Origin of the sequence: Nonlabens sp., assembly GCF_039941875.1 — a bacterium.
Lineage (GTDB): Bacteria > Bacteroidota > Bacteroidia > Flavobacteriales > Flavobacteriaceae > Nonlabens.
On record NZ_JBDVDQ010000016.1, the window covers coordinates 19180 to 41952 of the forward strand.

Consider the following 22773-nt stretch of genomic DNA (forward strand, 5'->3'; position numbering starts at 1 on the left):
AAAAATGTGTAATTATTTAACGATAAGTGCTTGACCTACACTTAGCACGTTAGTTTTTAATTTATTAAGCTTTTTAAGCTTATCAACTGTTGTATTGTATTTCTTTGAGACGCTGTATAACGTATCTCCTTTCACCACTACATGCTGCTTAGTAAATCCAGATGTATTGTTTTCTTTTACCTCTTCTATAACCCTTGGCTTCTCATCTACTGCTTTACCTAAAGCAATATTATCATACTGATACAATTCATATCTCTCGATAAGGCTTATTAATTTTTGAGGATACCTCTTATCTGTAGCATATCCTGCTTTTCTTAAGCCTTTAGCCCATCCTTTATAATCATCCTGATCCAGCTCAAAAAGACTTGCGTATCTTTTACGGTCTTTTAAGAATAAAGAATGATCGCGATAAGAGTAACTAGCATCGTTATACGTGCGGAAACATTCTTGATCTTCATCATCATCGTGATAGATACGTCCACCAGTCCAGCCCGTATGGCATTTGATACCGAAGTGATTATTTGCCTCTACCGCTAGTCTACCGTTTCCAGAGCCACTTTCTAAAACTCCTTGCGCCAGTGTGATACTCGCTGGTATTTTATAAAGTTTCATTTCCTTCATTGCGATATCCTTAAAGTCATCTATGTAATTAGCGACCTTATCTTTACTACGTGGACTTGTGGTAGTCGTTACTTTATCCTTCTCATCTGTAACACCTACTGGCGTATTAGTTTCAGATGTTGTTGTTTTAGTTGTTTTAGGCTTTGTGGTTCTTACACTCTTTTTTGATCCACATGAAGTAAGTAGCATTCCTGCTACCATTAAAGAGCAAAGTAGTCTATAGTTGGTTTTCATAGTTTATCTTAAGACGTCGTTTTTTTTCTAACACTTTGTTATATCCAGTGATAGATTGTAAACCACCAGTATGAATGGCTAAAATACGAGTTTTCCCATTGATAACGCTACTCTCCACCATTTGTTCTATGCCGTACATCATTTTTGCGGTATAAATAGGTTCTAGTGGTATTCCGCTTTCGCGAAAGCGGATATTCATATAATCTATCAATCGATCATCTGACTTTGCATAACCACCAAAAGCTGTTTCATTAATCACCTCAAAATCTTTTCCATGAGTATATTTTTCAATTTCAGATCGCATAAAATCTCCCTTTAAGGCAGAGAATACCATAACTTTTTGATGTGGTGCAGCACTGTTTATGATTCCAGCAGCTGTACCGCCAGTTCCTGCAGCAACGCAAATGATATCATAGTTCTCTTTATCACTTTCTGTAAGAATTTCTTGTGTTCCTTTTACAGCTAGCTCATTAGTACCACCTTCTGGAATATTATAAAAACTATCGAATAAGCCTTTCATTTCTTCAAGAAAAGAATCTGTTTCTTTATCTCGATATTTCTCGCGCGTGACAAAATGAAATCTCATTCCATCTGTATGTGCTTGTCTTAAGGTAGCATTTCCTGCAAGTGTTTTATTGAGGTCTGCTCCTAACTCTTCACCACGTATAATACCTATGGTATTAATTCCTAGCAATTTACCTGCAGCTGCAGTAGCCGCTATATGATTAGAAAAAGCACCGCCATAAGTTAGAACAGTATCTTTTCCCAATTCTTGTGCCGCGAGAAGATTGTATTTTAACTTACGCAATTTATTACCAGACACTTCTTTATGTAATAAATCGTCTCTCTTTATGTCTACAATTATATCTAGATCTCGATAAGATTTAAACTTCTCGATAACGGAATCTTGAGATTTAAAAAGTCTATTCATGTACATACTTTTTATCATAGAATTTAAAAAAGGAAAATAACTTTCTCTTTTTTAAATAATCTAAATCACTTTCATTTAAATATGCCTCTCTTTCAAACACTATGTTTCTATAAGCCACATGATGATTCTTATAACGTATGAGATTAATTGCATAATCGAGACCATACCATAAATAGAAAAATAAGACTAATAATTCCTTTTGTTGTACGGCATGAATGTTCTCATGATTCATAAAAACAACATCCTTTAATTTACCTTTATTACTCACTAGTAAAAAAGGCCACAGCGTCATGCCATTATATTTTTTAAGATATTTTGATTTTAAAGGAATCATATCGCAAAGTTATTGAATTAGCCAGTGCTATCGTTAATCCTAAGAAATCATTTGCTCTTACTTAAAACCAATCTCTTTGCAATTCTTATATCTCTAGCAACTATTGTATTTTTATAGCATGAAGAAGATTATTCCCGTAGAAGAAGGCGATTATTACTTAACACCAGAAGGATACCGCTGTTTTACAGAGCAATACCACCTTAAAAGAGGTTATTGTTGTGAGAGCGGTTGCCGTCACTGCCCATACGGATACGATAAAAAGACAAACAGCCAAAACTAAGAATTCATGAATGAAGATATTTCTATAGCACGCTTTCGCGAAAGCATACAAACAGGAATCCCTGAAAAACTACCAGCACCACACGTTTATGATACTAATGTCAATCATGCTCCTAAACGCAAAAAAATACTCAATGCTGAAGAAGAGAAACTAGCATTGCGCAATGCACTGCGTTATTTTGACCCAAAACACCATGAAATTCTTTTACCAGAATTTAAAGAAGAGTTAGAAAAGTACGGTCGTATTTACATGTATCGTTTCATGCCTAATTATAAAATTAAGGCTAGAAACATTGCGGACTATCCTGCAAATTCTCAACAAGCAGCAGGTATCATGCTCATGATACAGAATAACCTAGATCATGCCGTAGCACAACATCCACATGAACTAATTACTTATGGTGGTAACGGTGCTGTTTTTTCTAACTGGGCACAATATTTACTGACCATGCAGTACCTAAGCCAGATGACTGACGAGCAAACACTGGTCATGTACTCTGGTCACCCTATGGGATTATTCCCTTCTCATAAAAAAGCACCGAGATGTGTAGTTACTAATGGAATGATGATTCCTAATTACTCACAACCAGACGACTGGGAAAAGTTTAATGCTCTAGGTGTTACTCAATATGGACAGATGACAGCAGGTTCTTTTATGTACATAGGACCACAGGGAATAGTACATGGAACTACCATAACGGTACTCAACGCATTTAGAAAAATAAAACAAGAACCTACAGGAAACATATTTGTAACCTCAGGTCTAGGCGGTATGAGTGGTGCACAGCCCAAAGCTGGTAATATCGCCGGCTGTATCACTATTTGTGCAGAGATGAATCCTAAAGCTGTACACACCAGACACTCACAAGGTTGGGTAGATGTAGTTATTAAAAACACAACAGATTTAATCTCTCGAGTACAACAAGCTCAGGAACATAAAGAAACCGTATCTATAGCCTTTGAAGGAAACATAGTTCACGTTTGGGAAGCGCTTTACGATGCAGGTATTCACATATCGATAGGTAGCGATCAGACCAGTTTGCACAATCCATGGGCTGGTGGCTACTATCCAGTAGATCTTACTTTTGAAGAATCTAACGAGATGATGAGCAATCAACCTGATGACTTTAAAAAAGAGGTTCAAAGATCTTTGAGACGTCATGTAGATGCGATTAATAAACACACAGAAAAAGGAACGTATTTCTTTGACTACGGTAATGCATTTTTGCTAGAATCTAGCCGTGCAGAGGCTGATATAACAGGAACAGACACTGAGTTCCGTTATCCTTCTTATGTACAAGACATAATGGGACCTATGTGTTTTGACTACGGTTTTGGTCCATTTAGATGGGTTTGCGCATCAAATGATCCAGAAGATCTTAAGAAAACAGATCAAATTGCGACTCAGGTATTAGAGCAACTATCAAAAGAGGCTCCAGAGCGCATCCAGCAACAAATGCAGGATAACATAAAGTGGATAAAAGGTGCACAAGAAAACAAACTAGTAGTAGGCTCACAGGCTAGAATTTTATATGCAGACGCAATAGGTAGAATAGAAATTGCTCGTGCCTTTAATAAAGCCATAGAAGCTGGCGTTATAGGACCTATAGTTCTAGGTCGTGACCACCATGATGTATCTGGTACAGACTCTCCATATAGAGAGACTTCAAATATCTATGATGGCTCTCGATTTACTGCAGACATGGCTATACAAAACGTTATAGGTGACAGTTTTAGAGGTGCAACATGGGTTTCTATTCACAATGGCGGCGGCGTGGGCTGGGGCGAGGTGATGAATGGAGGTTTTGGAATGGTAATTGATGGTACTAAGGAATCAGAAGATAAGCTAGAATCTATGCTTTTTTGGGATGTAAATAACGGTATTGCTCGTAGAAACTGGGCGCGTAATGAAAATGCTGTTTTTGCTATTAAGAGAGCGATGGACATAAATCCTGCTTTACAAGTCACGATACCACATATGGTAAATGATGATTTGATCGATAATAATTAATCCGTTTTTAAGAAGGTGGTTTTAGGTTCCGCTTTCGCGAAAGCAAAAAAAACAAAAAGCAATGAAAAAAGTATTAACTCTTCTCGCAGTAATTACATTATTAGTAAGCTGTCAAACGGTACGTGTTTCTCAAGATTATGCTATAGGAACCGAATTCAACAACTACAAGACCTATGCTTTCTTTAAAAAAGGAATAGACGAGGCTAAAATATCTGAGCTAGACAAGAAACGTATTCTTAGAGCTATCGATACAGAAATGGCAGCCAAAGGTTTTGTAAAGTCTGAAAATCCTGATATTATGGTTAGTATTTTTACCGACTCAAAAGAACGTGTAGACGTTTACAACAATAACTGGGGCTGGGGCTTTGGTTACGGCTGGGGCTGGGGCGGCGGTTTCTGGGGTAATAACAGGAATAACGTAAGCAGAACCACAGAAGGTATTCTATACATTGATTTAATTGATGCACAAAAGAAGGAACTTATCTGGCAAGGTGTAGGAAAAGCACCGCTTAAATCTACACCAGAAGAAAAGGTAGAACGCACTAACGAGATCGTAAAAGAGATCTTAACGCAGTATCCACCTATGCCTAACAATTAAGAAAATATAATTAATCACATATTGAAAACCCCTTTTCATTGAGTTGAAATGGGGTTTTTAAGTATTTAAAAAAAGAATTGATAGCTTAAAATAATTTGTCTCCCTAAAAGTGGAAAGCTATTGATAGATGTAATATTTGAAGAATTGTTAATACTCGTAAATCTTTTTTGATTTCCTAGATTAAGAATTTTAAAATTAAGTTCTCGGTCAGATTTTAACTTCCAGACATATCTAAAGTCAAAAAGGTTATTATAATTATCATTTTCTAGAAAAATGTTTCTTTGCCCATTCCAAGTAACTTCCGTAAAATGATTCTCATTCCATTCTTGACCAAAAACAATGTTCGTATCGAAACTATAAGAATTTAGTGTACTGTTGCTTGTTTGTGACTGACTATTATAAAAATCCATTTTAGCAATGATATAATACCAGCCTAATGGATCATAGCTTATGCGAAGAGATGAGTTATAACCTCTAGAATCTAATTCTATAAGTTCATCATTAATAAATATGTCATTTAAAAATTGATTGTAAGAAAAATCTAGTTTTAGATTAAGGCTTTTACCTATGGCCTTTGAAAAGTTTGTGCTTATACTAACAGAGCTATTGGAATTCACTAAATCCCTGAAAGAATTCACTCTAAAACCCTGTTCATCAAAACTTAGTGAAGATACTAATTTGTTTTCATTCACATTATAATTTGTATCTATGTTAAAGAAAAAGCCATTTAAAATATCCTTATACCTTGTATTAAAACTTATATTATAATTTCTAGTTTCTTGAATTCTATTCTCAAATCGTGAAGAAGAATTATAATCCGTAATTAAAAAACTTGTAGGAGTCTGGTTGATGTTTGAAAATGTATTCTCTAAACTTGTCGATATTCCAAAACTCCATTTGGAACTTGCGCTATAATTTAAATAAGCACTGGGCTCTATATAAACTCCATTAATGCTTTCTTTACTTTGTGAAATATCTTTATTTAAAATATCGTTATAATATATGTCGGATGTAACTGACAACCTTAACTTTCCCCATGTTTGATTAAGTCGTGCTTTTAAATTCAATTTGTTCCTTTTATATTTTTGTAGGTTATCAAAAGGAAATACATCATAAGAATTATCATTTACAAGTCCAAAGTCAGACGAAAGCTTTTGTTTTCTATAACTTCCTTGCAATTGAAATTCTAAACTCCCGTTTTTAATGTCGTTATAAAGACCTGCTTTTAGTTCATAAATATTTTCTTGTGTGTCTATATTCTGAAAAGTACCATTAGAGGATCCAGTTTGAAGAATATCGAATACGGTACGGTCTATAAATAATTCACCATCTGTATCTTTAATTTGTGCTTTAGCATCCATTGAAAACAAACCCAAAGACGTCTTTTTATCAAACTGTATACTACTAAAAATAGTCGTACCCAAATTCTCTAAACGTCTTTTAAAATTCACGCCATTTAGTAATGTATTTGCATATTGATCCTTATGAAAACTTTGAGCATAAAGATCAATTTTTAAATAAGACTCCAGCTTATTACGTTCATAATATCCTTTTAAATAATGATTACGCGTTATACTAGTTATATCATTAAATTGATTATTCGTTATATTTTCATCTCCTAATTGTATGACTTCTTCAAAAGAATTATCAATCTGTACTTGATCAAAATCTGTAGAATAACTTAATTTAAAAAGTTCATTTTTTTTCTTGTTCGTTAGATAATCTAATGAAGTATTTCCTGTATAAGTATCACGCCAGTATTGCTGTTTTAAATTGCTTCGTTGCTTGTTATAAAACTGAAAACGTTCTATAAAATCTAGCTCAGGCTCAGGTTTTCCTAAAGTAAGAACGTTGATACTGCGATCGTTAAATATATAATCATTTCCAAAATTTGTACCTTTTAAAGAACCTATTAGTTGCGATTTAGGATTGATAACTATAGGTGTGGCATCAAATCCACCACTTAAAACAGGATTTGCTAGTTGAGTTGTTGCAATACCTGTCAAGATACTTTTATCTTTTGTTTCTAGGTTGATAGAAACACCTTTAGACTTACCTGTATTCCTATTAATTTGTTTGTGAGAATGTTGTTGCAATACTTCTACATTTTTGATCACACCTGCAGGAAGACCTTTTGTAGCGATTGTGTACCGATTTTCCAATAAATCGATACCATTAATATAAAGATGGTTGATACTGTTACCATTGTGTTTAATGTAGCCATCATCATCGACTTCTATTCCAGGAATACGTTTCAGCACATCTTCTATACTGACATCTTTTTTATCTTTCCATTGACCCACTGCATAGCTTAAGGTATCGCCTTTTATTCTAAGAGGTTTTTCAGCTTCAACAATTACTTCCTTTAGCTTGTTAGTCCGTTGTTCTAATACTATAGATACCGGTTTATTAATCTCGACAATGATCTTTTTATCATTATAATTGAGATGCTTAATTTCTAAATAATAAGAGAATTTTAAATCGACGTTATCCAATCCAAAATCAAATCGACCTTCAAAATCACTGATTTTGAATTTAAGAAAATTTAAAGAATCACTTTTTTTGTAAAGTAAAACAGTAGCTGAAGACACAGACTCTTTAGTATTATTTAAAAGAATACCTGAAATCTCGTTATTTTGAGCTTTAGTAAAGAAGACACAACAAAAAAGCGATAAAACAAATATCGCTTTTGGAATTAAATATTTATATGATAATATTTTTGTAATGTTATTTAAATTTTAAAATTATTTCTCAATAAATAAAATTATAGGTTACATTTTATTCTATTTCGATCATAATTCTATTTTTTAATCTCCGAGAGAGTCTTCGTGAAATAGCCTGATCAAAAGTTACAGTAACTCCATCTGCCTCATTAAATGTTTCAATACTTGATCTTGCTTTTTGTTTAGCAACGATAAATTTTGTTCTATTAGTAGTGGAAGCTTTTCTATCACGTGATCTGTATTTTAAATCTAAAGTAGCATCAAATCGTAAACTATGAAAACTGAAAACAAAAAACTTCTGCTCATCAGATATTTCTAATATTAACCCAGGAAGTCCTGAAAATTTATAAGGACCATCTTGAACAGGTATTTCAACAGTATACCATGCTGTCCACAATCTACCTCCATAAGAAATTTTAGCAGATTTGCATTTATATCCTTTAATAGTTTTTATGCTATCATCAATATATTCCCATTCTTTCAGTTTTTTTTCTTGATAACGTGAATATTCTATACTTGATGCTTTATCATAGGTAACTAAATTATCAGGTGATTTAATAATAGTAAAATCAAAATTAGGGATATACAAGTTTTTTATTTCTTGTCTAGAAATATTCTTTTTATTTTCAATAAGACTATCTCGTTTAAAATTACTTTGATTATCAAAAGCAGATAAACTTTTACCTATAACCAAATTAAAATAATCCTTTGAACGAATGGTATCAGAACTTGAAGTTCTATAATCAAGTTCATAAACAACATTTAAAATCTCATTCTCTTGTGAGAATGAGATTTGAATGTTACAAATCATTAATAAAATTATTAATTTAAAATCGCTAATAATCAAGCTCATATTAGGCAGGTTCTATAGAAGGGTTTGGCTTTGAATCACAAATACGAGCGTCTGTTCTTTCTACCCAATCAATCATTTGTCCAAATGTCCAACTTGAATTAAACGTTACGCAACTTTTGTTAGGAATACAAGACCATGTTATTTCTGTTGACCCATCAGGACAAGCATAATCATAATTTTCAGATTTATCTACCGTAGTAAAACTAAATAAGGATAGAGCCAAAGCCCCAAAAAATAAATTTTTCATAAATAATTGATTTTGGCTATGCCCTAAAGAAATAAAGAAATAAAGAAATTTTACGACAATTATTTTTGACAATTATTCCATTGACCAATATCTTAATTAACAACATTCTATTTATCAACAAGTTAAGCTATTGTGTTTTCTTAATTCACATAATTCTTAAACCAAGAACATTCTTTTAAAACCTCTCGATAATACTTCGTATCGGAATATTCATTATTCAATTGATTGAAGTAGTCTTTGTGCTGTCCACAAATATTAAAGGTGTACGTATTTGTATCATAGTCATAACGACCATCTTCACAGCTGTTTGTTTTGGCCAGCATAAATAAGATAGCTGCCTTAGTTTCTCTAGAACCGCTTTCTGCTTGTAATCCTTTTAAGAAATAATCATTTGCTTGGTACATGATAAAACTATCATCTATTTTACTCTCGTCACTGTCATCATCTCCATAGCTAGATCCTGCTAGTTCATTACGGTTATTATTACCTACATAGTAACTGTTATTCATAAACCAGCCTTTATGACTCATGTTATACCAGGCATTACCTATCATGTAATAATAATCGGCAGTTTTACCAGGTTGTGTTTGTGCTAGCTGCTTTAATTTTATTAAAATTTCTGTTAGTTTTATCTTATTATCTTTATAATTTTCACGTTCTAGATCTTCCTCTTCTATCAAAACATTCTCACCTAAAACAGCACTATAGCCTTCATGAAAACCGTTAGACATAGAGATAAATGGAACATTCATATATTCTTTAATAGATGCTGAGAATATTTCTGTACGCAAGCCTTTTTCCCAAAACACCTCAGGGCTTTTTACTTGTTTAAACTCAATTACAGCATCTTCCAGTAAATCTTTTCTCATGTAATAAGTACCTCTTAAATCATGAACATAATCCTTAGGCGCCGCTTTCATTCTTTTTAAAATCGTTTTTTCAAAAGCTGTAGGATTAGAACGACTAATAAAAAGGTCAAAATTATTAATGTAATCATCTCTTAAATAATGATATTTTGAATCGTATTCCCAACTATAACCGTGTGTTGCACCTACTCCTGCCCAATCGTACTTTTCATTATTAGTATAAGAGTCATAATTTATAGAAGTAAGAATACTGGCTATAGGATTATCAGCTTCATTATATAAAGCGCTTATATGATTAAAAAATGCAGCAACTGTAGGCTTGTGAATATGCAAATCTACATCGCTAGCTATAGTTTCATAACTGCGATTAATAGCCTGTCTATCTAGTGACTTAATTGCCATAAAAGAAATGGCTGCTTTAAGTCTCTTAAAATGTTTTTTAAACCCAACTGCTGGTTTGTGATTTTCTAAAGTGGCTAGTGCTTTATTATTTTCTTGATTATATAGTTGAGTAGTGGCTAGTATCAACGTCCATAAATCTCTATTCTTAAGGTTTTTATTTTTCAGTAAATCTTTGGCAAAGAAACCCAAAGCTGCAGTATTAGAGTCAGCAGAATCTTCATCATCACCATAATAATAGTTAGAAGTATGTTCAAAAACCTCTGACTGCATCTGGTCCAGCCATCTTACTGCTAGTACATCTAGATAAGGAGAATTCACATTTTCTCTAGAGATGTTCTCCATTTCTCTCAACACATTACCACGACCGTGAAATGCTTTGAAAAAACTCTTCACATCGTTATTATCATTAAGCTTTTTAAAATCATAACTATTTTCTAAAAGATCCCAATTTAAAAACCTCAGACTTACACCTGCGGTATATCTTCTATCTGGTAGCTGATCATAAACATCTAAATAAGAAATTGCTGCAAGAACTTGATTATTGTTATTAAAAGCTGCACCAGCCATTTCTTCCATAGCGCGGTAATACATGTAATTACCTGTTGGAGACTTTTTAAGTATGGTATTAAAATACCTTATAGCTACCTCATTTTCTTGTAAATAATGCGACAGTTTTACCGCTTGAAAACCGGCACGATTACGCATAAAATCATCTGGTGCTGTAGCAACCAGCTCTAGTGCCTTAGAAAGTAATTCTCTTTTATCTATCTTTCCTGCATCACCACCATAATAATCACGTTCTCCTTGGTACCAGCCACTACCATTTGATTTATCACTAGAGGCATGTTGAGATATTTTAGCTAGCGCGAGGTATTTCTTAAAAAATAGATTTTCTGGTTTATTTAATTTGTCACCTATTTCATCGTTGTAAGATTCAAACCCTTCTTGATCTAGAAACCACCCTACGGGACGTTTATAAATTATATCAATAAGCTCTTTTTCTGTAAAAACACCTTTGTAGTACGTTGTCCATTCTGCCATGTTTTGTGACTTTTGATCATCTACTGTAATAGAACAAAAAGGTGAATCCGGACAATTTAAAAATGCATGAAAATCTGGGCTTACCAGCGAGAATTGATCTACAATAGGATAATAATTATCTTCCCATGCAGGATCCCAACCGCAAAAAGCTCCATTTGTATTATTAACTGTATTCCCAAAAGCAACTACCGGCAGTACCAGTAACCATAATTTACTTAGCAAAAGACGAAAGATCATCATATGAGAATTTTGAAGTTAATGAAGTATTGATGTGGTAATAAATAGTCTGATAATCTCTATTAGACGGCGCTGCATCCTTAATCATAGCGGCCAGCTCTTCCAGTTTATCTTTGGTAATGGTTTCCACTCTTAGATGGTCTCCTTTATAAATAAAGATGCCGTTTATGTAGGAGTCTGATGTTGCTGTATAGCTATTTTCTTTTTCCGCTTTCGCGAAAGCGGACTCTAACAAACCAGGAGTAAGATCTCTTAAAAGACCTTTAAGTTTTCCATCTCTGTATAAAACACCCCACTCAAAAAGAGGAAGCGCAACATCAAACGGTAACGGATATTCATCTAACTCTTCTAAATATTGAGCGGTAATCTGGTTGCTTAAAATAGAATTAATCTCTTCTACACTGCCTAAATCTCCCACATTATAGGCCATCAAAACTACTTTATCCACTGGCGGCACACCAGTACGATCTTTGTATTTCACCTGATGCAACCTCAGCGTAGAACTGATACTGTAGCCAGGCATTTGATTTTTAAGGGATTTTAAGAACGTGAAAAAATTATCTCTCGTACTATCTGTCCAGTCGCAATCTATTTGTATTTCTCTTACTGCAACTTCACCAGTTAAATGCTTATTCTGGATTCTTTTTATTTTATCGGCCGTATTTAAAGCTAATTTTTGAATATTATTCCCACTACCTTCTTCATGTAAAAATACCTCGTTACGTAAGTAAATAACAGGCACTATTTCAGTGGCTAGAAAACTTGTATTTTCTTCAAATTGGACAGTTGCAACTGGATAAACTTTATCTGCATTTTGATCTATAACAAGATCAAAGAAGCGCACATACTCCTTAAAAGTACCACCCTGTTTTATGAGCTGGTCCGTTTTATTAGTAGGCTTAAAGTTTGTACTCCAGTGGTAAAAAGAATAGTTTTTACCTTCATTTTTCACATCTTCTTTACAAGATATAAGCAATAAAGCAGAGCATAATATTAGGAAAATATAGCGCATGTAATCGTGTTGAAAATCAATGACAAATATACTATTTACATCAGTTGACAATCAAAGAATTAACAAACTTAAAAATGATAAAAATTAATGAATTTATTAATTCACCTTAATCTCATAAGTAATCTCAACACACTTATCAAAACTCTTTGAAACAGAACAGTATTTATCAAAACTTAAATCGGCTGCTTTTTGAGCTTTATCTGGATTGATGTCTCCTTCTAATTTCACAAGAACATGCATAGATTTAAATGGTTTAGAATCATCTAATTCATAACGCTCTCCAGTGACCTCAACTTTATAACTAGTAATATCCTGACGTTGCTTTTTTAAAATCGCGATAATATCTATCGCACTACAAGAACCTACACCCATGAGAAGTAACTCCATAGGACTCACTCCTTGAACTGTTTCCATACCGCTATGGTCTATCATTACGGTGTTTCCTGAAGTTCCTTTTGCTTCTAGTAGATATTCTGTGTTTTTTCTTTCTAGGGTTACTTTCATTTTAATAATTTAGGGTTTGCCGCCACAGGCTATTTTAATAATATCACTATAATTTCGAGTGAAATCTATACTCTTACATATCTTTATAAAATCTTCATCATTTGGTTTAAAGCCATAAGACTTCATTAGTTTGACTTTAATAGATTCTTTAAATTCTACGAAGTCTAAATTGTCAACTTCTCTTTTCAAAATAAATTCTCCTTTATAAATACAAAGAGTATTTTTAAATATTTTTTTCCAACTAGACTCGTTGAAGTAATGATCAATTATTTCATAAACATGACCATTACCATCTACATATTTCTGATGAATGAGTTGCTCTCTTTTTGAATAGCAAACTTCTAGATCAGACAAAAAAACCGTATCGTATTCAGCGAAACCTTCTGTCCAGCTTTCAAAAGTTATATTCATCAATGGAAACTTAATCAACTTGATTAATAATTAAGAATCTCCTCAATCTTCACCTTCACTTTCTCTGTACTCGGTATCATCGTTTCCTCTAGAACAGAATTTAATGGAATCGCTGGCATGTTTTCAGAACCTATCACCATTACTGGTGCATCTATGTATTTAAAACATTCTTCTTGAATGCGTCCTTGTAATGCCCGAGAAAAACTATTATCGCTAGGTTCTTCAGTTACAACTAGACATTTACCACATTTCTTTACACTAGTAAAAACGGTTTCATAATCTAGCGGATGCAGCGTTCTTAAATCCACAACCTCTACTCTATCCTGCAAACCTAGTTCTTCTGTAGCATTCATTGCCCAATGCACACCCATTCCATAAGTGATGATACTCAAGGTTTCTTCTTCCTCTTTTTTCCAAATTTCTTGAAGTACCCATGCTTTACCGAATGGCAATACATAGTCCTCACTAGGCTCTACACTCGTAGCTCCTTTAGTTCCTTTTACCTTAGACCAGTACAATCCTTTGTGTTCAAAAATTACCACTGGATTAGGATCATAATAAGCAGCTTTCATCAATCCTTTTAAATCGGCACCATTTGATGGGTAAGCTATTTTTAAACCCCTTATGTTAGAAACCACACTTTCCATAGAACTAGAATGGTATGGACCACCAGAACCGTAAGCTCCTATCGGCACTCTCAAGACCATAGAAACCGGCCATTTTCCATTACTTAAGTAACAAGAACGAGAAACTTCTGTGAACAGCTGATTCAATCCAGGCCAGATGTAATCTGCAAACTGCACCTCTACGATAGGTTTTAAACCTGCCGCACTCATTCCTACGGTACTACCTACTATAAATGCTTCTTGAATAGGCGTGTTGAATACACGATTATCACCAAATTTTTGCGCTAGCGTTGCTGCTTCCCTAAAAACACCACCTAATCTACCACCTACATCTTGCCCATATAACAAGCATTCTGGATGTTTTTTCATTAATTCTTCAATGGCAAACAGTGCACAATCTACCATCACGACTTTATCAGCACCTTCTGGAGAACGCTCTCCTTTTTCTTCCGTTATCGGTGTTGGTGCAAAATCGTTTGTGTATAAATCTGCCGGCTCAGGATCTGGCATTTTCATTGCTTGATCCAGAGCTTTTTTAGATTCCGCTTTCGCGAAAGCGTCATAATCATCCACATCTTGCTCACTAAATCCATTATCGAGAAGCAACTGTCTCATACGCGGATACGGATCACGGCTTCTCGCCTCTTCCAAATCATCGCGATAAAACTCCATTCTTACACCACTAGTGTGGTGGTTTAATAATGGCACTTTAGCGTGAACCAAAAACGGCCTGCGCTCTGTTCTTATTTTTTCAATCACCTTATTTAAGGTATTGTAACTTTCTTCAAAATCAGTCCCATCTATAGAAATAGCTTCTATACCATGGAATCCTGCAGCGTATTCAGCAGCATTTTGCGCACGAGTTTCGGCAGCACTAGCACTAATATCCCAGCCATTATCTTGTACTAGATAAAGAATAGGCAATTGCTTTAAAGCCGCCATTTGAAAAGCCTCAGCAATCTCACCTTCGGTCACAGATGCGTCACCTAGAGAACAAACGACAACAGAGTCTGATGTTACACTAGAGTCAAAACTTGAATCTATAGCTGCACGCTGCTCGTCAGTTAAACTCTCGCGATAATGAAAACCTAACGCCACACCTGTGGCAGGAATAGCCTGCATTCCTGTAGCACTAGATTGATGTGGAATTTTAGGCTTATCGATATCATTCAACGATGGATGCGAGTAATAGGTACGTCCACCAGAGAAAGGATCATCTTTTTTGGCCAGTAACTGCAACATTAAATCATAAGGTTTCATACCTATGGAAAGTAACATCGCGTCATCACGGTAATATGGAAAAGCATAATCCTGTGGCAACAACTGCATTCCTAGAGCCGTCTGAATCACCTCGTGACCACGACTAGTTGCATGCACATACTTAGAAACTGTTTTAAAGTTCTCTTCGTAGAGTTCTGCCATAGCTTTGGCAGTGGTTAGGTTTTTATATCCGAATTCTAAAATTTCTTTACTTATTTTCATAATATCTTGAATTTCCGCACTTGATGCGGAATCTGATTATACTTACTCCATACTAATTAATAATTCTCATCATCCCACCAGGCCTCTGCTAGATCTAGCCATTCTGGATTATCCTTTTCAATAAGGTCTATTTTCCATTGCCGCTTCCACTTCTTCAATTTCTTTTCTCTTGCTTGTGCATCTTGAACCCATTGAAATTCTTCAAAATAGACCAGTTTTTTAGTCTGGTATCTTTTAGAGAAAGCTTTTTTATATTTTTCTTCCTTGTGCTGATTTATTCTATGTTTTATATCATCCGTCATTCCTAAATATAAAACACCATCTTTCTTGTTAGAAAGTAAATAGACGTAATATTTGTGCTCATATCCAGCCATGAGATAAAACTAGCAGTTTCCGCGTCGAGCGCGGAAAATCAATTTCTTTAATAATCCTCACTAGGCGCAGCTTCCAAATTCAAAGCAACTTGCTTTAAAAAACTACCTCCTAAAAATCCATCTACTACTCTATGGTCAAATGATAATGATAACATCATCATACTTCTTATCTCAATACTGTCCACACCATCTTTAGTCATGACCTCAGCACGTTTTTTAATAATTCCAGTAGCAAGAATCGCCACCTCTGGCTGATTAATAATAGGTGTTCCCATTAATGATCCAAAAGTTCCCACATTTGATATCGTAAAGGTTCCTCCTTTAATATCGTCTCCACCTAATTTATTCTCACGTGCTAGATTTGCCATGCGATTCACATCTGCAGCGATTTCTTGTAGTGATTTCTGGTCTGCATTTTTAACTACAGGTACTATTAAGTTTCCTGATGGTAATGCAGTCGCCATTCCTACATTGATATTTTCTTTAACGATGATATTGGTACCATCTACACTAGCATTAATATTAGGATATTCCTTAATCGCTCTAGCTACCGCATCTACAAACAAAGGAGTAAAAGTTAAGCGCTCGCCATACTTTTCTTGAAAAGGTGCTTTATTTTTGTTACGCCAGTTCACTAAATCTGTCAGGTCTGCTTCTACATAAGCCGTCACGTGTGGACTGGTATGTTTAGAATACACCATATGATCTGCAATCATAGAGCGCATGCGGTCCATTTTTACAATGGTTCCTGTTCCTTTATCTAGTTTTAATTGTGGTATGCGATAAGCGGTAGGATCTGGCTCATTTGAGACTGCCTGTGCAAATTGAAATGGCCTACCTTCATTAATATAATTTACCACGTCACTCTTGCGCAATCTACCTTCATGACCAGTTGCTGGTATCCGAGCTAACTCTTCATAAGACATATGGTGTTTGCGCGCCATACTATCTATGAGCGGACTCACAAAAAGATCTTGATTTACATAAGAATTAGAAACTGAAGTGGTTTTTGAACTTGCTTTTACCGCTTTAGGCAACTCATTTACAAGTACATCTTTTTTAGCTGTTTTATTAGAATCTGCAGATTTTGGAGCCGCTACCGTCTTTACAGACCCATCCGACTCTTCAAATTGAGCAATCACGCTACCTATCTCCACCACATCACCGTTTGCACATAAATGCTTAGACATAATACCTGCCGCTGGTGCTGGCACTTCATTATCTACTTTATCGGTACCTACTTCAACAAGAATATCACCTTCTTCAAAGGCTTCTCCTTCTTGAACGAGCCAGTTAAGTATCGTTCCTTCCGTTATTGATTCTCCCATTTTTGGGAGCAAAAAATCCATAGTCTTTGCCATGGTATAAAAATAAGAAAACTAACGCTTGTTAGTTGCATAAATTTTGTTGTAATTCCGCTTTCGCGAAAGCGGACACAAAAAAAACGATATTATAAATTAATGAATCATATATTTTTATTAACTATTTTCGAATTTTTTAAATATTCTTTGATGAAGTTCTTTTGTACATTCGTTTTATTAATATCACTAAATTGTTTTTCCCAAACAACACTTACGTATAATAATTGTGATTTCATAAATGGAATGCAACAGTCCTGCTCTTACACTCCAGCTGGTTACGCGCGAAACTACTATCTTACTGATTTTGGAATAGGACCCAATGAAGCGTTTACTATTACAGATATAGACTTTGCTTTAACATATGCAGAGTTTGGAGCAAATTATAGTATAAATATATATTTAATCGATAATGGATTTCCCGCAAACTTCAATGCTGTTGCAACAACACCACTATATAGAAGTGCGTCAGAGAGATTGCCGCCAATAAGTTTTCGCACTATGCCTCCTGTAGAAATAAATCATACCATTTCTTCACCTCTTACAATACCTTCAGGAAATAATAGATTTCTGGTAGAAATAGTCAAAGGATCAGAGTTTGGGTCTGGTTTAATTCATCTCGCCGGAACGACCATTGACAGCGGACAAGATTGGTTTTACGCGTGTCATCCTGCTAACGCAACTCATTCTGGGAGTTTTAGAAATATTGACCTCATACAAAATGCAAATCCTGCAGGAATAGACTGGAAAATATACATGAAAGTCAATGGGTATGTTTATGACCCCAGTGAGGATTATTCTTTTGATTATGATAAGGAGTGTGGTTTAGAAATAAATTTCACTACTATTAATCAAAATAACATTCAAAGTATATCTTGGGATTTTGACGACTTAGCTTCTGCTACTAATAATAACTCTAACCTAGTAGACCCTTCTCATGTCTTTTCTTCTTCTGGAACGTATAACGTAACCGCAACTATCACGAGAATGGATGGAACGACATACTCAACAAACAATGTTGTAGAAGCTTTTGAAGCACCTACTGCGCTACCTATAAATGATTTAAACGCTTGTGAAGTTGGGCTTTCTGGATTTTCAGATAACTTTGACACCTCAAATCTTGTTAGTTCTATCTCTGGAGGACAAAACAATGTAATTGTCACTTTCTATAGACAAAATGGAGTCCCTTTACCTTACCCTCTACCATCTAGAATATCAAATAACATAGCTAATTCAGAAACAATCACTGCTAGGGTGGCATACCTTTCCGATTTATGCTGCTATAGTGAAACAACCTTTAGTTTAATAACTAAACCGGCAGTAATAATTAATCCTATCCCAAACCTCGTAGCCTGCGAAACCACAACTACCAGCGGTTTCAGCAACTTTAATCTTAACCAAATAATAAATACTCCACAAAACAATATATCCCAACCGACGTATGAATTTTATGATAGCAACAATAATTTAATCCCACAATCTAGTATTTCTTCATATCGTAATATTATTCCAAACAATGATTTTATTACCGTTAGAATTACCGATGGAAATTCTAATTGTTACTCAGAGTCTAATGTATCTTTATCTGTAAACTCTTCTCCTATTTTACCTCCATTACCGACAATATATAGCTGTGACTCCGACAACGATGGAATATCAAATTCTTTTGATATATCGGGAGTTGAATCTACTTTACTTAATAATAGGACAGATTTGAGTGTTTCCTATTTTGACGCAAATGGAAACGATATTTCTTCAACATTTATTAGTCCTTTTACAAACACAGTTGCATTTAATCAAATAGTAACTATAGAAGTTACTGACAATAATACAAATTGCTCATCTACCGCCTACTTAGCTCTAGAAACTATTAGTCAACCAATAGTGAATATTCCTAATAATATTTATTCGTGTGACGAAGGAAATGGTTTTTCAACTTTTGACATTAGTCAAGTTACATCTGAAATTCTGAATGGGCAAACAAACTTGACCGTTCAATATTATGATGACAATGGTCTAATAAATTCATTATCTAATTATCAAAATATTACTGCCTATAACCAACCTATAACTGCAATTGTCAGTTTCCTATCTAATGATCAATGTAATACTAGTATTACATTTGACTTAATTACCGAAAACTTACCAGAAATAAATTTAAATACTAATTACATAATTTGTGGTACCGATCCATATATAGACATAACTGTTTCCAGTGAATTTGATAACTATATTTGGACTCAACTAGATACAGGAATTGTCATCTCTAACTCTCCTGCAACTCAATTAATAGACAATGGAAATTATAGTCTAGAAATTTTCAAAACAAATAATGGTATTAATTGCTCTAATATATATTTTACAAACTTGAATAGATCTCAATTACCTACCATCACATCTGTTAATACAGGATCTTTAGGCAATAATTATGCAGAGATTATTGCAATAGGAGATGGAGATTTTGAATACTCTGTTGATGGAATCAACTATTTTCAAACTAATTATTTTGATAATTTAGAGGGTGGTACACATCAAGTTTATGTTAGAGATAAGAACGGTTGTGGAAGTGATAGTCAAATTATAAACATTATAGATTATCCAAAATATTTTACGCCTAATGGTGATGGATACCATGATTATTGGAAAATTAAAGGTTTAAATAATGATGACTCCGCAAAAATTTATATTTACGATAGATACGGTAAACTCTTAAAACAAATCAGTGGAAATAGTGTAGGATGGAATGGAAATTTCAACTCATCTCCTTTACCATCAGACACCTATTGGTTCAATGTAATACTTGAGAATGGAACAGGGTTCAAAGGGTATTTTGCATTAAAAAGATGATTAGTGAAAAATAACTTCTTTCACACACGGTATTGCAATACGTTAACATTTTTGATTATTAACTGCTTTTTCCTAAGTGATTAATAATTCCGCTTTCGCGAAAGTGAGAAAAAATCATATTACGTTAATTTAATATTTTCACTGTTTATTTACCAATCATGCAAATTCATTACAAAGAAAAAGCGCTGCTGGCAAATCAATATAAAATTGAAAAAGCAGAACGCTCCAAAAATTGGATAGGACGCAACTGGATTAATGTTTTATTGTTTGGCGTTTTTATCAGCTTTGTAGGCCCCTCGTACACAAGTGTTGCTGACGGTGTTTATAGAAAAGAGAGTGTCATGGCGTTAGATCTTAGCGATTTTGGATATTTCGGAACTGTACTATGCATCGCTATATGGTACGCTGCATGTATGACTATCGCTTATTTTGCATGGAACTATCAAGACAATCGAAAGATTAAAAACCTGAAAAAACAAAGGACTGAACTATTAAAAGAACTAGAACTTTTAAAAGAAGAGTTTTAAGTTATCCCTTTTTAATTTCTTGTAAAGTCTTATAAAAATCTTCTTGAGCTGGTCTGTTTTCAGGAATTTCACGCAGAGGCTCAACTTCTTTCATAGTTGAGTGACAGTCTGCAGGAAGTTGTTGATATAATTTAGTTCCAGCGGTTTTCCAAGCGATCATTTGATCAGAAACCTCTTTTATCTTTTTTGCTGGATTACCTACTATTAATGATCTTGGTTCAAAAATAGCCTCGGCTTTTACAAATGCCATTGCTCCTACTATACATTCATCTCCTATAATAGCATCATCCATAATAACGCTATTCATTCCTATCATACAATTGCTCCCTAGATTTGCACCGTGGATAATTGCGCCATGACCTACGTGCGCTCCTTCTTTAAGCGTGATGCTTTTTCCAGGGAACATATGTATGGTACAATTCTCTTGCACATTAACACCATCTTCTAGAATGATCTCACCCCAATCACCACGTATCACTGCGCTCGGTCCAACATAACAATGTTTACCTATAATCACATTACCGATTACCGTTGCTTGTGGATGAACGAAACTGGTCTCGTGAATTACTGGAATGTGGGATTTGAAACTGTAAATCATGTGGTATGTGGTATGGGGTATGTGGTATGTGGTATGTGGTATGTGGTAAATTATTATTTATTCAATCGTTGACGTATTTTAGATCGCAAACTTGTCAACATTTTCTGTATTGTGGTAATTTGTTTACGAATTTCCTCTCTTTGTTCATAAGAGATATACTCACGCATTAAAGCTTTCTCATTTGCTGACACACATTCGTTTGAACTATACAATGCGTGATTAATATGCTTCACAAATTGTGCATCACTTCCAGGATAACCTTCAGCGATGTTGAGTGCAATAGAGTCAGCTGCTCTTCTAAATTGAGAACTTAAAGCATATAATTCTCGTTGCGGAAAATTAATTACCAATTGGTCTACTTCTTCACCAAAATGCATAGCTTTTTTATAAACCAACAAATCTTCAAATTTAAAATGATACCGACTATCCATAACGTTCTACCTCATCCCACATTGCTCATTCCTAAAACCTAAGCAAAGCGCTTCAACGTCTCCTTAGTAAACTCACTCAAGACCAACCTTCCTGAAATCTTTGCTCTTTCAAAAAGTAATTGATCCCAGTTTTCACAACCAGACCAAAACATCTTTTTCATCTCTGCCATAGCATCTGGATTATAAGTACATAGATTCTCAGCAAACGCTTTTATTCCTGCATCCATCTCTTCTGTGGATTCATAAACCTCTGCAAAAAGACCGTTATCTTTTGCCCATTGCGGTGAATAGAATTCGTTTGCGTTTATGGCAATCTGGCTCATACCTGTTAAACCTAGTTTGCGCTCTACCGCTGGACCTACTACAAATGGACCTATTCCTATGTTGAGTTCGCTCAGTTTAATACTTGCAAATTTAGTCGCAAAACAATAGTCCGTTGCACTAGCTATACCTACTCCACCACCTACTGTTTTACCTTGTACACGTCCTAGTATAAATTTAGGACACTTGCGCATGGCATTAATCACATTTGCAAAACCAGAGAAGAATATCTCACCTGTTTTCGCATCGTTTACAGCTATTAATTCTTTAAAGCTAGCTCCTGCACAAAAAGTACGTTCTCCACCAGATTTTAAGATGATCACCTTAGTAGCGTCATCGTTACCAGCATCAGTAATGGCTTGTGCCAGCTGTGCTAGAATATCACCTGGTAGCGAGTTATGTGCTGGGTGAAAGAATTCTATGGTTTGTATTTGATTTTCTGTAGTTGTTTTTACGTATTCTTTAGTCACAATATATGTCTTAATGTCAAGCCGCTGTAGAGCGGCTTCGGTTATAATTTATCTCCAGAGCTTTTAAATATCAAGCCCTATTTAATTTATCTCAATTTTATTCAAATCTCTTTTTACTGGTAATGTATCCAGTGAAATCCCAATCATCAGCTAGATCATTCCAATCTGGATTTATACTCTCTATCAAATTAATCTTATATTCTCGTTTCCACTTTTTAATAAGCTTTTCACGCTTAATTGCTTCTGTTGGGTTGTCATGTTTTTCAAACCAAACTAATTGTTTAATATTAAATTTACCAACATGAGTTTCAAATGTAGCATTCTTATGGTCAAAGACTCGTTGTTTAATGTTGTTAGTCACACCGACATAAAATAATTTATTCTCAATATGAGACATTAAGTATGTATACATTATTTTCATAATCTTCTCGTTTA

General features: G+C 34.5%; 22 protein-coding genes. 5 read left to right on the forward strand and 17 right to left on the reverse strand.

Features of this window, described 5'->3' with window-relative positions; genetic code table 11:
* Positions 1-12: 12 nt before the first annotated feature.
* The 3 genes from ABJF08_RS09965 to ABJF08_RS09975 are packed head-to-tail and all read right to left on the reverse strand — an operon-like array spanning position 13 to position 2120.
* Entirely contained in the window at positions 13-855 is an 843-nt protein-coding gene (locus tag ABJF08_RS09965) for a glucosaminidase domain-containing protein (protein ID WP_348116011.1), read from the reverse strand.
* Complete coding sequence (locus tag ABJF08_RS09970; protein ID WP_348116012.1) at positions 839-1786, reverse strand: pyridoxal-phosphate dependent enzyme; 948 nt, start codon at positions 1784-1786, stop codon at positions 839-841. The genes ABJF08_RS09965 and ABJF08_RS09970 overlap by 17 nt, the downstream gene beginning before the upstream one ends.
* On the reverse strand, positions 1779-2120 hold the full coding sequence (locus ABJF08_RS09975; protein WP_348116013.1) for a hypothetical protein: 342 nt from the start codon (positions 2118-2120) through the stop codon (positions 1779-1781). Before ABJF08_RS09975 ends, ABJF08_RS09970 begins: the two co-directional genes overlap by 8 nt.
* Positions 2121-2238: 118 nt before the next feature.
* Between ABJF08_RS09975 and ABJF08_RS09980 the strand changes: the two genes are divergently transcribed.
* From ABJF08_RS09980 to ABJF08_RS09990, 3 genes are all read left to right on the forward strand, one after another.
* The gene (locus tag ABJF08_RS09980; protein ID WP_170034585.1) at positions 2239-2400 is read left to right on the forward strand and encodes a DUF5522 domain-containing protein; all 162 of its coding nucleotides are present in this window, start codon (positions 2239-2241) and stop codon (positions 2398-2400) included.
* A gap of 6 nt (positions 2401-2406) precedes the next feature.
* Entirely contained in the window at positions 2407-4410 is a 2004-nt protein-coding gene (locus ABJF08_RS09985) for a urocanate hydratase (RefSeq protein ID WP_348116014.1), read from the forward strand.
* A 61-nt stretch (positions 4411-4471) separates the two neighbouring features.
* A complete protein-coding gene (locus ABJF08_RS09990) occupies positions 4472-5008 on the forward strand; it encodes a DUF4136 domain-containing protein (protein WP_348116015.1) in 537 nt (178 codons plus the stop codon).
* A 65-nt stretch (positions 5009-5073) separates the two neighbouring features.
* Here the strand turns inward: ABJF08_RS09990 and ABJF08_RS09995 are convergent, their stop codons facing one another.
* The 10 genes from ABJF08_RS09995 to ABJF08_RS10040 form a co-directional block, all read right to left on the reverse strand.
* Positions 5074-7599 carry a hypothetical protein gene (locus tag ABJF08_RS09995; protein WP_348116016.1) on the reverse strand — a complete coding sequence of 842 codons (2526 nt, stop codon included), beginning with the start codon at positions 7597-7599 and terminating at the stop codon, positions 5074-5076.
* A 187-nt stretch (positions 7600-7786) separates the two neighbouring features.
* Positions 7787-8584 carry a GLPGLI family protein gene (locus ABJF08_RS10000; RefSeq protein ID WP_348116017.1) on the reverse strand — a complete coding sequence of 266 codons (798 nt, stop codon included), beginning with the start codon at positions 8582-8584 and terminating at the stop codon, positions 7787-7789.
* A 1-nt stretch (position 8585) separates the two neighbouring features.
* Positions 8586-8831 (reverse strand): hypothetical protein, encoded by a 246-nt coding sequence (locus ABJF08_RS10005; RefSeq protein ID WP_348116018.1) that lies wholly within the window; start codon positions 8829-8831, stop codon positions 8586-8588.
* Positions 8832-8971: 140 nt separating this feature from the next.
* Complete coding sequence (locus ABJF08_RS10010; protein WP_348116019.1) at positions 8972-11377, reverse strand: hypothetical protein; 2406 nt, start codon at positions 11375-11377, stop codon at positions 8972-8974.
* On the reverse strand, positions 11352-12389 hold the full coding sequence (locus tag ABJF08_RS10015; protein ID WP_348116020.1) for a hypothetical protein: 1038 nt from the start codon (positions 12387-12389) through the stop codon (positions 11352-11354). The genes ABJF08_RS10010 and ABJF08_RS10015 overlap by 26 nt, the downstream gene beginning before the upstream one ends.
* A gap of 96 nt (positions 12390-12485) precedes the next feature.
* A complete protein-coding gene (locus tag ABJF08_RS10020; RefSeq protein ID WP_348116022.1) occupies positions 12486-12893 on the reverse strand; it encodes an OsmC family protein in 408 nt (135 codons plus the stop codon).
* A gap of 9 nt (positions 12894-12902) precedes the next feature.
* Positions 12903-13304 (reverse strand): hypothetical protein, encoded by a 402-nt coding sequence (locus tag ABJF08_RS10025; protein ID WP_348116023.1) that lies wholly within the window; start codon positions 13302-13304, stop codon positions 12903-12905.
* A gap of 23 nt (positions 13305-13327) precedes the next feature.
* Entirely contained in the window at positions 13328-15412 is a 2085-nt protein-coding gene (locus ABJF08_RS10030) for a thiamine pyrophosphate-dependent enzyme (RefSeq protein WP_348116025.1), read from the reverse strand.
* 56 nt (positions 15413-15468) lie between these two features.
* Positions 15469-15786, reverse strand: a complete 318-nt coding sequence (locus ABJF08_RS10035) for a GIY-YIG nuclease family protein (protein WP_348116027.1) — start codon at positions 15784-15786, stop codon at positions 15469-15471.
* A gap of 47 nt (positions 15787-15833) precedes the next feature.
* On the reverse strand, positions 15834-17147 hold the full coding sequence (locus tag ABJF08_RS10040) for a dihydrolipoamide acetyltransferase family protein (protein ID WP_348116028.1): 1314 nt from the start codon (positions 17145-17147) through the stop codon (positions 15834-15836).
* Between the two features lie 99 nt (positions 17148-17246).
* On the opposite strand from ABJF08_RS10040, the gene ABJF08_RS10045 reads away from it, so the two are divergent.
* Both ABJF08_RS10045 and ABJF08_RS10050 read left to right on the forward strand, forming a co-directional pair.
* Positions 17247-19991, forward strand: a complete 2745-nt coding sequence (locus tag ABJF08_RS10045) for a T9SS type B sorting domain-containing protein (protein WP_348116029.1) — start codon at positions 17247-17249, stop codon at positions 19989-19991.
* A gap of 158 nt (positions 19992-20149) precedes the next feature.
* Positions 20150-20518, forward strand: coding sequence for a hypothetical protein (locus tag ABJF08_RS10050; RefSeq protein WP_348116030.1), 369 nt, complete (start codon positions 20150-20152; stop codon positions 20516-20518).
* Between the two features lies 1 nt (position 20519).
* Here the strand turns inward: ABJF08_RS10050 and ABJF08_RS10055 are convergent, their stop codons facing one another.
* The 4 genes from ABJF08_RS10055 to ABJF08_RS10070 all read right to left on the reverse strand — a co-directional run bounded on the left by ABJF08_RS10055 (position 20520) and on the right by ABJF08_RS10070 (position 22759).
* Positions 20520-21116, reverse strand: coding sequence for a transferase hexapeptide repeat family protein (locus tag ABJF08_RS10055; protein ID WP_348116031.1), 597 nt, complete (start codon positions 21114-21116; stop codon positions 20520-20522).
* A 53-nt stretch (positions 21117-21169) separates the two neighbouring features.
* Positions 21170-21547, reverse strand: coding sequence for a four helix bundle protein (locus ABJF08_RS10060; protein WP_348116032.1), 378 nt, complete (start codon positions 21545-21547; stop codon positions 21170-21172).
* Positions 21548-21585: 38 nt separating this feature from the next.
* Positions 21586-22338, reverse strand: a complete 753-nt coding sequence (locus tag ABJF08_RS10065; protein WP_348116033.1) for an enoyl-CoA hydratase/isomerase family protein — start codon at positions 22336-22338, stop codon at positions 21586-21588.
* A 97-nt stretch (positions 22339-22435) separates the two neighbouring features.
* The gene (locus ABJF08_RS10070; protein ID WP_348116034.1) at positions 22436-22759 is read right to left on the reverse strand and encodes a GIY-YIG nuclease family protein; all 324 of its coding nucleotides are present in this window, start codon (positions 22757-22759) and stop codon (positions 22436-22438) included.
* Positions 22760-22773: the final 14 nt, after the last annotated feature.

What these genes read in the sequence shown, in the direction of transcription:
- ABJF08_RS09965 (WP_348116011.1), bottom strand. Translation starts at nt 855, where the DNA reads ATGAAAACCAACTATAGACTACTTTGCTCTTTAATGGTAGCAGGAATG.
- ABJF08_RS09970 (WP_348116012.1), bottom strand. Translation starts at nt 1,786, where the DNA reads ATGAATAGACTTTTTAAATCTCAAGATTCCGTTATCGAGAAGTTTAAA.
- ABJF08_RS09975 (WP_348116013.1), bottom strand. Translation starts at nt 2,120, where the DNA reads ATGATTCCTTTAAAATCAAAATATCTTAAAAAATATAATGGCATGACG.
- ABJF08_RS09980 (WP_170034585.1), top strand. Translation starts at nt 2,239, where the DNA reads ATGAAGAAGATTATTCCCGTAGAAGAAGGCGATTATTACTTAACACCA.
- ABJF08_RS09985 (WP_348116014.1), top strand. Translation starts at nt 2,407, where the DNA reads ATGAATGAAGATATTTCTATAGCACGCTTTCGCGAAAGCATACAAACA.
- ABJF08_RS09990 (WP_348116015.1), top strand. Translation starts at nt 4,472, where the DNA reads ATGAAAAAAGTATTAACTCTTCTCGCAGTAATTACATTATTAGTAAGC.
- ABJF08_RS10000 (WP_348116017.1), bottom strand. Translation starts at nt 8,584, where the DNA reads ATGAGCTTGATTATTAGCGATTTTAAATTAATAATTTTATTAATGATT.
- ABJF08_RS10005 (WP_348116018.1), bottom strand. Translation starts at nt 8,831, where the DNA reads ATGAAAAATTTATTTTTTGGGGCTTTGGCTCTATCCTTATTTAGTTTT.
- ABJF08_RS10010 (WP_348116019.1), bottom strand. Translation starts at nt 11,377, where the DNA reads ATGATCTTTCGTCTTTTGCTAAGTAAATTATGGTTACTGGTACTGCCG.
- ABJF08_RS10015 (WP_348116020.1), bottom strand. Translation starts at nt 12,389, where the DNA reads ATGCGCTATATTTTCCTAATATTATGCTCTGCTTTATTGCTTATATCT.
- ABJF08_RS10020 (WP_348116022.1), bottom strand. Translation starts at nt 12,893, where the DNA reads ATGAAAGTAACCCTAGAAAGAAAAAACACAGAATATCTACTAGAAGCA.
- ABJF08_RS10025 (WP_348116023.1), bottom strand. Translation starts at nt 13,304, where the DNA reads ATGAATATAACTTTTGAAAGCTGGACAGAAGGTTTCGCTGAATACGAT.
- ABJF08_RS10030 (WP_348116025.1), bottom strand. Translation starts at nt 15,412, where the DNA reads ATGAAAATAAGTAAAGAAATTTTAGAATTCGGATATAAAAACCTAACC.
- ABJF08_RS10035 (WP_348116027.1), bottom strand. Translation starts at nt 15,786, where the DNA reads ATGGCTGGATATGAGCACAAATATTACGTCTATTTACTTTCTAACAAG.
- ABJF08_RS10040 (WP_348116028.1), bottom strand. Translation starts at nt 17,147, where the DNA reads ATGGCAAAGACTATGGATTTTTTGCTCCCAAAAATGGGAGAATCAATA.
- ABJF08_RS10045 (WP_348116029.1), top strand. Translation starts at nt 17,247, where the DNA reads ATGAATCATATATTTTTATTAACTATTTTCGAATTTTTTAAATATTCT.
- ABJF08_RS10050 (WP_348116030.1), top strand. Translation starts at nt 20,150, where the DNA reads ATGCAAATTCATTACAAAGAAAAAGCGCTGCTGGCAAATCAATATAAA.
- ABJF08_RS10055 (WP_348116031.1), bottom strand. Translation starts at nt 21,116, where the DNA reads ATGATTTACAGTTTCAAATCCCACATTCCAGTAATTCACGAGACCAGT.
- ABJF08_RS10060 (WP_348116032.1), bottom strand. Translation starts at nt 21,547, where the DNA reads ATGGATAGTCGGTATCATTTTAAATTTGAAGATTTGTTGGTTTATAAA.
- ABJF08_RS10070 (WP_348116034.1), bottom strand. Translation starts at nt 22,759, where the DNA reads ATGAAAATAATGTATACATACTTAATGTCTCATATTGAGAATAAATTA.